This window comes from Streptomyces coryli (assembly GCF_011044975.1).
Classification (GTDB): domain Bacteria; phylum Actinomycetota; class Actinomycetes; order Streptomycetales; family Streptomycetaceae; genus Streptomyces; species Streptomyces coryli.
In genome coordinates, this window is record NZ_JAAKZV010000271.1 from 1 (window position 1) to 9,921 (window position 9,921).

Genomic DNA, 9,921 nt, shown 5'->3' on the forward strand with positions numbered 1-9,921 from the left:
CTCCAGCACCCGCCGCGCACGATCCATGTGCTGAACGCGCCGTCGCCGGCGGCGACGGCGTCGCTGCCGATCGGGAGGGAGGTGGCGCGGCGGGTGCTGGAGGTGCTCAGGGCGGGGTGAGGGGCGGGCGCGGGCGCTCCGGCGCCGCCGTAGAATCGCACCACTGTGTCCGAGAACGAGAATCGCAAATACCCCACGGGCCCGGCTCCCGACCCCTCAGCAGGCAGCGGCGGCGCCGAGCGCCGCATCCGCACGTTCACCCCCCGCCGCAGCCGCGTCACGGCTGCTCAGGGCGCGGCGCTGGAGCGCCTGTGGCCGAAGTGGGGCATCGAGGTGGACGGCCGGAGCACGCTCGACCTGAAGGCGCTCTTCGACGATCTCCCCGTGGTCCTGGAGATCGGCTTCGGCATGGGCGAGGCGACGGCTGAGATGGCCGCCGCGGACCCGCGCACCGGCATCCTCGCCGTCGACGTCCACACCCCCGGCCAGGGCAACCTGCTCCGTCAGATCGAAGAGCGCGCGCTGACGAACGTCCACGTCGCGAACGGCGACGCGATCATCCTGCTGCGGGACATGCTCGCGCCGGGGTCGCTGGCGGGCCTGCGCGTCTTCTTCCCGGACCCGTGGCCGAAGGCGCGCCACCACAAGCGCCGCATCATCCAGCCGGAGTTCCTGGAGCTGGCGGCGTCCCGGATGGCACCGGGAGCGGTGCTGCACTGCGCGACGGACTGGGAGCCGTACGCGGAACACATGCTGGACGTCCTGTCGGCGAGCCCGCACTTCGAGAACACGTCCGCGGACGGCGGCTACGCCCCGCGCCCGTCCTTCCGCCCGCGAACGCGCTTCGAGGGGCAGGGTGTGCGCAAGGGCCATGTTGTGAACGATCTTCTCTTCCGCCGCATTTAAGTCCAATGAAGTCCAATGCACCATCGCGTACGGAGGTATGCGATGGCTAAGGTCTACGGGTGCAGCCACACAGCGACGCACCGCAGCCGCCTCCGCCGGAAGTCCGCTTCTGGCGCCGGGACGGCGTGCGCCGCTGGGCTCTCATATCCACCTTCGCCGTCTCCGCCCTCGCCATGCTGGCGATGCTCCGCTCCGAGACCGGCACCCACGGCCTCCTGGTCGGCATCTCCCTGGCCGTACTCCCGGTCCCGATCCTGCTGGCGGCCTTCCGCTGGCTGGACCGCGTAGAACCAAAACCCTGGCCCAACCTGGCCTTCGCCTTCGCGTGGGGCGCCTGCGCGGCGACCACGGTGGCGATGCTGGCGAACCGCTTCGCTGCGAGATGGCTGGAGACGGGCCTCCCACCCGATTCAGCCCAGAACGCCGACCTGTGGGGCGCGGCTTTCGTAGCCCCGATAGTCGAGGAATCGGCGAAGGCAGGCGCGATCTGCCTCCTCTTCCTCTACCGCCGCCGGACATACGGCAGCCTGGCGGACGGCGTGGTGATAGCCGGCATCACGGCGACGGGCTTCGCCTTCACGGAAAACATCCTGTACTTGGGCACGGCCTTCGACTCGGATCAGTCGCTGGGGTTGTCGGGGTTGTTCTCGTCGACGGCGGCGACCTTCTTCGTGCGGGGGGTCATGTCCCCCTTCGCGCATCCGCTGTTCACGATCCTGACGGGCATCGGGGTGGGGCTGGCGGCGTCGGCCCCGCGTCATTGCAAGGTGCGCCGGGTGGTGTTCCCGCTGGCGGGCTTGGTGTTGGCGATGATCCTGCACGGGGTGTGGAACAGCGCGGCTTCGATGAGTGGGTTGGGCTTCTTCCTGGTGTACGCGTTGGTGATGTTCCCGCTGTTCGCGGGGGCGGTGGCCTTGGGTGTGCGGGTGCGGCAGCACGAGTTGAGGGTGGTACGGGACCACCTGCCGGCGTACGTCCCGGAGGGCTGGCTCACGGCGGAGGAACCTGAGGCCCTCGCATCGATGCGCACCCGCCGCAAGGCCCGCGCCCTGGCCACCCGCGACCACGGGCCGGGGGGCGCGCGGGCGGTGCGCGAGTACGAGTCGTATGCGACGACGCTGGCTTTCCTGCGGGCGCGAGCTGAGCAGGGGGCGCCGCGGCGGGATCATGAGGCGCGGGAGCGGGAACTGCTGGAGAGCATGTGGACGCTCAGCCCGGAGGCGCAGCCGGCGTTGCTGGAGGCGCTGTCGCTGTGCGACGCCGACACTCACGACTGGAACGACGCGGCGTTCGCCCCATCAACCGCCGAGGACTTCGGTCCGGCACGATAAAGGCCCTTGTCTGCGCACGGTGATAGACATGTTGCAGGCCACAACTAGGGGGGACCGTGCCTTCGTCCGACGACGTCCGACCGGTGACGGGGATCTACGAGAAACTCATCACCGCCCGCCTGCATGAGCGGATTGAGCAACTGCAGGCAGCGGGCTGGCATGCCGTAGCCGAGTCGGTCGGTAAAGAATCAGCGCCGCACGTCCTGGCGCGTCATATCGGCGAATCGGTCCTCCAGGTTCTGCGCTCCCTGCCGGTCGACGACCAGGTGAAGGCGGCTAACCACGTCCTGGCCTCGATGGAAACGCTCGAAGGTGCAGCAGAGTGGGTGACACCGCTCGCCGATGGGCCTCGCCAACTACTCGCGCTCGCAGAGCAGGAGGCACCTGGGGTCTACGCGATCCGCCCGGCCACGCCACTGTCCGAGACAGCGCTGATCACCAACGCCCCCGATGACCCCAACCTCGGTTTCGAGCTCCGCGCGGAACTCGCGACGGCCGACCGCATCGACCTCCTCTGCGCCTTCGTGAAATGGCACGGCCTTCGCGTGCTTGAGCAGGCTCTCGAGGCCGCGCGTGATCGAGACGTCCCCCTCCGCGTCATCACGACAACGTATATGGGGGCTACGGAGCGACGCGCCCTGGACCGACTCGTCCAGGATTTCAACGCCACCGTAAAGATCAGTTACGAGGTTCGCTCCACCCGCCTCCACGCCAAGGCTTGGCTGTTCCGCCGCAACAGCGGGTTCGATACGGCCTACGTCGGCAGCTCGAACCTCTCGCGGAGTGCCCTGCTGGATGGCCTGGAATGGAATGTCCGCCTGTCATCTGTAGCGACCCCGAGAGTCCTGGAGAAGTTTGAGGCCACCTTCGACTCGTACTGGAGCGACGACGCCTTCGAGGAGTACCGGCCAGACGAGCACGCTGGCCGACTCGACGACGCGCTGCGCGAGGCGGGCGGCAGCATGTCCCCCTCCGGACATCGACGCATCACTCTGTCCGGGCTCGAGGTACGGCCGTATCCACACCAGCGCGACATGCTGGAGCGCCTGGAGATCGAGCGGACGGTCCATGACCGACACCAGAATCTGCTCGTCGCGGCTACCGGCACCGGCAAGACGGTCATGGCTGCGCTCGACTATAAGCAGCTGCGCGAGAAGCTCGGGGGCAAGCCGCGCCTGCTCTTCGTCGCTCACCGCAAGGAGATCTTGCAGCAGTCGCTCCGCACGTACCAAGAAGTCCTAGTGGATGCCAACTTCGGTGAGCTCTACTTCGCCGGTGAGAACCCTCGTCACTGGGACCACGTCTTCGCCAGCGTTCAGTCGCTCAACCTGCGAGCCCTGGAGCAGCTGCCCCCAGATCACTTCGACGTCATTGTCATCGACGAGTTCCACCATGGGGTCTCCCCCACCTACCGCCGCATCATCGACCATTTCGCCCCCAAGGAGCTGCTCGGCCTCACGGCCACGCCCGAGCGCATGGATGGGCTGAACGTCCAGGACGAGTTCTTCGACGGCCACATCGCTGCGGAGATGCGCCTGTGGGAGGCGCTGGAGAACGAACTGCTCAGCCCGTTCCACTACTTCGGCATCACCGACAGCACCGACTTCAGCTCGGTCACGTGGAGCCGGGGGCGCTATGACGACGCGGCGATGAGTGACCTTGTGACCGGTAACGACGCCCGGGCGCGGCTCATCGTGCGCGCGGTGATGGATAAGGTCGCCGATCCCGGAAGCATGCGTGCCCTCGGCTTCTGCGTCTCTGTGAAGCACGCAGAGTTCATGGCCGACTACTTTGTCCGCGCCGGTCTCGCGGCACAGGCCGTCTCAGGGAACACCGCCCGTCCGGAGCGCGAAGCAGCCCTCGAGGCATTGCGCACCGGGGAGCTCCAGATCCTGTTCTCGGTCGATCTGTTCAACGAAGGCGTCGACATCCCCGACGTGGACACCCTGCTCCTACTGCGGCCGACCGCCAGTGCCACGGTCTTCCTGCAGCAGCTTGGCCGCGGCCTGCGCCGGACCCCAAACAAGCCGGTGCTGACAGTGCTGGACCTGATCGGCATGCACCGTAAGGAGTTCCGGTTCGAGAACCAGTTCCGCGCGCTCACCAACCTCACTCGCCGGCGCCTGCAGGATGCCGTCGACCAGGACTTTCCTCAGCTGCCGTCAGGCTGTCAGATCATCCTGGAGCCGAAGGCCAAGGAGATCGTCTACGAGAACATCAAGAACCAGGTCGAGGTGAAGGCCCCACAGCTCGCCAGGGAGGTCGCCGAGTACGGGGAAGCCCGCATCGCCGACTACCTGCGCGAGAGCGGCCGTGAGCTCAAGGAGATCTACCGCAACGGCCATTCCTGGACCGGGATCCTCCGACGGGCCGGACTGCTGAAGGAGCCACCGCTTGACGGCGAAGCCGAGCTCCTGAAGCGTGCGTCTGCGTTCCTCCACGTTGCCGACCCGGAACGTATCGACGCCTACTCTCGGCTACTTGGTGACGAGCCGGCCCCGTATGCGCAGCTCTCCCCCCGCGACCAGGCCTACGCGCGGATGCTCTACTACACGCTCTGGCCAGGATCCGGATTCCCCGAGTACCAATCGGGTCTGGACACTCTGCAGCCCCACACGGCAGTCCGCAGCGAACTTCAGCAGATACTCAATTACGGACTCCAGCACACGGATCACATGCCTGTCTCCCTCGGCGGCGAACTGGGACAACTGCCACTGACCGTCCATGCCTCGTACAACCGCGAGGAGACTCTCGCAGCACTCGGGCAGGCCTACATCGGGGGGATGAAGCCGAATACCTTCCGCGAGGGGGTTCGGTGGTGCGAGGAGATCCAGGCAGACGCCTTGTTCGTCACGCTGGAGAAGGACGAGAAGGACTTCTCCCCCGAGACCCGTTACCGGGACTACGCGCTGAGCGACTACCTCCTCCACTGGGAGTCACAGGGCCGGACTTCCGAGGATTCCGCAACAGGCATCCGGTATCAGACTCACGTTAAGCGGAACACGCACATTCTGGTGTTCGTCCGACGCTACAAATACAACGACATCGGGGGACCCCATCCCTGGCTCTTTCTAGGGCCTGCCACCTACGTCGAGCATAAGGGCAGCCGACCAATGGGAATTACCTGGCGCCTTCAGTACCAGTTGCCGGCCGACGTCTTGACCTATTCCTCGATTGCGGCTCAAGCAAGCTAGCTAGCTTGCTACCGGAGGTTCGCGCCCTGGTCACGGATCACATCGCCGGCCAGTTCGGTAAAGTGACTCTCACCATCCACAACCTTAACCCTGAGGCGATCCCAGGATTCCCAGCTCACCTCCCCATCCCGAAGCATCTTCAGTGACCTCACTGCCGCCTGAGTCTTCTGCGCCAATTCCAGCCCTGCGACGGCTACATGCTTAGGCCCCAGGAGCCTTAGCCCCCAAAGGGCCGAATTAAACGTGAGCACTCTGCCGGTGAGCTCTTCATACTCGGCATCAGTGAAGCCTCGACGCTTCCTAACATCCCCACCGAGCTTCATCAGCAGCTCCTTCACATCGGCGTGGGCGCGCTGCATAGCGACGTAGTTCTCCTGCCGCTTCTCCTGAAGCCACTGCTTCTGGCTCAGCTCGGCCTGCGCCATCACCTGCAGGCGAGCCGCTTCTACGGTCTTCTTGCCGCCGAGCCAGCCACCGAGGAACCCGCCGCCAATGGACCCAACCACTCCCACGGCCCCCGCAAACGCAGCCGCCAGCCCCTGATCCATTCTCTACCCCCTACTTTGCGAACTCCCGAGCCATCCTCCCCAAGGACCCACTAACCTACCTTGCATGAGCATGCGGACTCTCGCCTTTCAGCCAGGCGACATCCTTACCCGCGACGACATCCGCGCAGACTTAGGCGGAAGCAAGCAGGGGGGTATCTGCCCGTCGGTACCGAAACGGGCCATCTCACTCTTCTCGGACAAGAGCTCCGGAGATCGGTACGGCTATCGCGACGGCTGGCTAACCGAAGAAGACGCGTTGGGGCCGATCTTCGAGTACACGGGAGCCGGATCCCGCGGACACCAGTCCTTTGGCGGGTTGCATGGCAAGGGAAATTCCGCGATTCTGAGGCACGTTATAGACGACCGCACCCTCTACCTCTTCACTGCGGTGGGACGCGTACCGGGCACGGCTACCAAGACACACCGCTACGTCGGCCCATTCAAGCTAGACGAGATCGAGCCATACCGTGGCCGCCAGGCAGTCGACGATAGACAGCAACTGCGAAGCGTCATCGTATTCCGCCTGCGCCCCATCGACGCGTACTGCCGGTTCAGCTCAGACGTAATCCCACCACCAAGCGAACCAAGCACCAGCTTCATCCCCTACTCACCCGGTGGCCGCCCCGTAGAGCCGGCTGAGGTTCGCGAGCTGAGAGAGCGCGACATGAGCCTCGCCGCAGTCGCAGCTCGCCGACGGGCGGCGCTCAACGACGACTTCGAGGCATACCGTCACGGCCAGGGTGGGAATGTCGGGCGACTGCATCAGTTAGTGGAATATGACGCACAGGTGCTCGTCTCCGGCGTCTTTGACGCCGGCGATGGCTCGCTCTGCGAGCCCTCAGAGAGCCCGTCGCGCGCCGCTCTCAGAGACGCCATGGGCCGGCTGCTCGACATCAGCCAGCAGGTGACACTCCCCGGCGAAGATGCGCCGCTCCGCCTGATGATCCTCTCCCCAGGAGCCCCCAGCGCTGCCACTCAGGAACTGCTCGCCGATTACCAAATCGGCCTCATCTGCCAAGAGTCAGACGGCACTTTCACGGAACTGCGGAGCGGTACACGAGTCAGACGCTCCCGCGGCGGCCGCCCCCTGCCCTGCGCCGACTGCCCCGCCATTCAAGGAGCAGGATAGGCAACTCCGCCAAGGTGTCGACTTCGACGCGGCGCGTGAGATTGGGCGCGGTGCACACGGTCATCTGCGCTCGCCGATCCAGTTCGCCAAGCGGGCGGCCACATCTGCCACGAGAACGACCGTAGGGGAGCCGTCCTCGCACACGGGGCCGGTGGTCACTCGAGTGCCGACGACGATACCGGCGTCGCGTAACGCTTCAGCCAGCATGTCGGCCGCTTGGCAGCCGATCGATGCCAGCGCTTCGGTTTCCTCCATCTGCCTGAGCATGGCGCCAACTTCCCGTCGGATGGCGTGCCGGGTGCAGGTGACTTGCGCCCAACACCCAACTTGTATAGCCAAGTTGAGGCCACCGTACGCGTATGAGCTTGGTTATACAAGTGACCGAGCGTGGGGAAGCGCGTCGGTAGGCCCTCTGACTGATCACGGCACGTCGATGACGTACCGAAAGACGTGCCGATCGCACGGCACCCGAGAGTCCAGCACCTCAACGGCTCTGCCGGAGGCCACGTATGCCGTGCGCATGACGCGGGCCAAGGGCACCCCTGGCGGGATGCTCAACTCGTCGGCCTCACCCGGAGTAGGCATCCGTACGTCGAGGTCCTCGATGAACCGAGCCAGGCGTTCGCCGATCGGCCCATCGGCGGCTTCGACAAGCGCAGCGATGCCACCGGGGATCCGACGAGCGCTCTCCATCGCAGTGCCGTGGAACAGGTCAGCGGGGTAGTAGCCATCACACCGCTGCATCGGCTCGCCGTCTACGAGGAACAGGCGGCGGCGAACCAGGACAGCATCGCCGGAAGGGATACCAAGACGTTCGGCCACCTCTGACGGCGCCGGCACCTCCGCGACCCCCAAGATTCGCTGCTCCGGACTGGCACCCTGCGTCTCGATTTCGGTGTTGAAGTTGGCCTTGCCAGACTGGAGTCGGTCGCGGAAGTTCGCGCCGGTGGAGAGCATCTGCACGCGCGGCCGCGGACGCACGATCGCGCGGGCGCCTTGAGTGCTGACCACCAGCCCTTCCGCCTTCAGAAGCGCGATCCCCTTGCGCACGGTGGGACGGGTGGTCCGGTACTGCTCAGCGAGCTTGTTCTCCGAGGCGATGCGCTCTCCTGGAGCGATGTCGCCCGCCAGGATCTGAGCACGAAGGTCGTTCGCGATCCTCTGAAAGGTCGGGGGCGTCATCTCAGTCATCGAGTCACCTCTACTTGGATATACAAGCGAGGCTACGGCACGGACGCAGACACGGTCACCTGAAGGACCACCCCGACCAGGCCGTGACCTCGATAGCTACGACGGGTCCCTCCGGCGGGTGATCTCGATACTGTCGATACTTGTTCTGCAGCAGCTCCACAGGGCGGGAGCGCCGCTCGTCGCTATCGATCACTTCAGCACGCCCGTCAGCGCGGGCCCACCAGAGCTGCGACCAGTCCTCGTCGTAGTGGTCCACGAGGGCTGCCACATGGTCGTTCTCGTGGATGTTGCGGAGGCGGCGCAGGTTCATCGAGCTCTTCGGCTTGTGATCGACAGCGAAGTACACGACATCCCCATCGACGACGAAGGTGAAGGGAACGAGGTGGGGTTCACCTTCGGCGCTGACCGTGGCCAATCGCGCGACCGGTGACGACTGAAACCTCTGCCGCGCGGCGTCGGGGCCTAGCTTCATGCGTTCGAAGGTACCCACATTGCCGCTTCAGACGCAGCAGTGCCTGCTGGCGGCCTCGGCCATCTCAGGCCGAGGCATCTCCCAGCAGAGTCAATTCGGTATTCGTCAGCGTCAGGGCCGCTGCCCCTAGCAGGGCCGGAAGTTGTTCCAGGGTGCGGGCTGAAGCGATGGGCGCGACGACCGTGGGTTGGGCGGCAAGCCAGGAGAGAGCCACTGTCGTCTGGGGGACGGCATGGGCGGCTGCCACCTCGTCTAGCGCTGCCAGGACGCGGCGGCCGCGGTCCGTGTTCAGGTGGGTTGCGGCCTTGCCGGCGCGGGCACTTTCGACCGCGGCGCCCTCGCGGTACTTGCCCGTCAGGAAGCCCGAGGCCAGGGCGTAGTACGGGACTGCTGACAGATTCCAGTCCGCGGCCACTGACTGCAGATCGCCCTCGTATGTGTCCCGGGAGACCAAGTTGTAGTGCGGCTGGAGGGCTACGTAGCGGGCGAGGGTGTTCTGCTCGCTTGCGCGGAGGGAGGCCTCCAGGCGGGGTGCCGAGATGTTCGAGGCGCCCAGTTCGCGGACCTTGCCGGCCTTCACCAGGTCGTCCAGGGCCGTCATGATCTCTTCTACCTCGACTGATTCGTCGTCGAAGTGGGTGTAATAGAGGTCGATGTAGTCCGTGTTGAGGCGGCGGAGGGAGTCTTCGGCTGCCGACTTGATGGTCGAGGCGGCTAGGCCCTTGTGGGCGGGGTGGGCGCCGACCTTGGTGGCGATGATCATTGCGTCGCGGTTGCCGCGGGTGGTGAGCCACTTGCCGATCACTTCCTCCGACTCGCCGCCGGAGTTGCCTGGGACCCAGGCGGAGTAGGCGTCGGCGGTGTCGATGAAGTTGCCGCCGGCTGCGGCGTAGGCGTCCAGGACGGCGAAGGAGTCCTCCTCGTCGGCTGTCCAGCCGAAGACGTTGCCGCCCAGGCAGAGGGGGTGTACGGAGAGGCTGGCGATCTGCTTGTGGGGGGTGGTCATGGTCTCTATTCAACACCCGGGGCTTGGTGGCTTCTGTTGGCTTGGAGCGGCGGGTGGGTTGGTAGCGGATGGTGGCGGCAGCGTCGCCGGCTTGCTTGAGGGCCGGTGCCGGTGGGATGGCTGGCTACGGGAGGGAGTTGGGGC

At 65.8% G+C, this 9,921-nt stretch carries 9 protein-coding genes; 4 read left to right on the forward strand and 5 right to left on the reverse strand.

From position 1 onward, the window contains the following. The first annotated feature begins 165 nt into the window (after positions 1-165). Genes trmB through G5C51_RS35710 form a run of 3 tightly spaced genes read left to right on the forward strand, consistent with a single transcriptional unit; the run spans position 166 to position 5,431 of the window. Entirely contained in the window at positions 166-906 is a 741-nt protein-coding gene (trmB, locus tag G5C51_RS35700) for a tRNA (guanosine(46)-N7)-methyltransferase TrmB (protein WP_165243943.1), read from the forward strand. A 59-nt stretch (positions 907-965) separates the two neighbouring features. Next, complete coding sequence (locus tag G5C51_RS35705) at positions 966-2,237, forward strand: PrsW family intramembrane metalloprotease (protein WP_338118422.1); 1,272 nt, start codon at positions 966-968, stop codon at positions 2,235-2,237. A gap of 56 nt (positions 2,238-2,293) precedes the next feature. Next, positions 2,294-5,431, forward strand: coding sequence for a DUF3427 domain-containing protein (locus tag G5C51_RS35710; RefSeq protein WP_165243945.1), 3,138 nt, complete (start codon positions 2,294-2,296; stop codon positions 5,429-5,431). A gap of 8 nt (positions 5,432-5,439) precedes the next feature. Here G5C51_RS35710 and G5C51_RS35715 read toward each other — a convergent pair whose 3' ends face one another. Beyond that, positions 5,440-5,979 (reverse strand): hypothetical protein, encoded by a 540-nt coding sequence (locus tag G5C51_RS35715; protein WP_165243947.1) that lies wholly within the window; start codon positions 5,977-5,979, stop codon positions 5,440-5,442. Positions 5,980-6,043: 64 nt separating this feature from the next. Between G5C51_RS35715 and G5C51_RS35720 the strand changes: the two genes are divergently transcribed. Next, the gene (locus tag G5C51_RS35720) at positions 6,044-7,108 is read left to right on the forward strand and encodes an SRA domain-containing endonuclease (RefSeq protein ID WP_165243949.1); all 1,065 of its coding nucleotides are present in this window, start codon (positions 6,044-6,046) and stop codon (positions 7,106-7,108) included. 60 nt (positions 7,109-7,168) lie between these two features. On the opposite strand, the gene G5C51_RS35725 is transcribed toward G5C51_RS35720, so the two are convergent. The 4 genes from G5C51_RS35725 to G5C51_RS35740 all read right to left on the reverse strand — a co-directional run bounded on the left by G5C51_RS35725 (position 7,169) and on the right by G5C51_RS35740 (position 9,777). After that, a complete protein-coding gene (locus tag G5C51_RS35725) occupies positions 7,169-7,363 on the reverse strand; it encodes a hypothetical protein (protein WP_165243951.1) in 195 nt (64 codons plus the stop codon). 165 nt (positions 7,364-7,528) lie between these two features. Next, complete coding sequence (locus G5C51_RS35730; protein WP_165243953.1) at positions 7,529-8,299, reverse strand: GntR family transcriptional regulator; 771 nt, start codon at positions 8,297-8,299, stop codon at positions 7,529-7,531. Positions 8,300-8,354: 55 nt separating this feature from the next. Next, the gene (locus tag G5C51_RS35735; protein WP_165243955.1) at positions 8,355-8,771 is read right to left on the reverse strand and encodes a TIGR03668 family PPOX class F420-dependent oxidoreductase; all 417 of its coding nucleotides are present in this window, start codon (positions 8,769-8,771) and stop codon (positions 8,355-8,357) included. Positions 8,772-8,835: 64 nt separating this feature from the next. Next, positions 8,836-9,777 carry an aldo/keto reductase gene (locus G5C51_RS35740; RefSeq protein WP_165243957.1) on the reverse strand — a complete coding sequence of 314 codons (942 nt, stop codon included), beginning with the start codon at positions 9,775-9,777 and terminating at the stop codon, positions 8,836-8,838. Between the last annotated feature and the right edge of the window lie 144 nt (positions 9,778-9,921).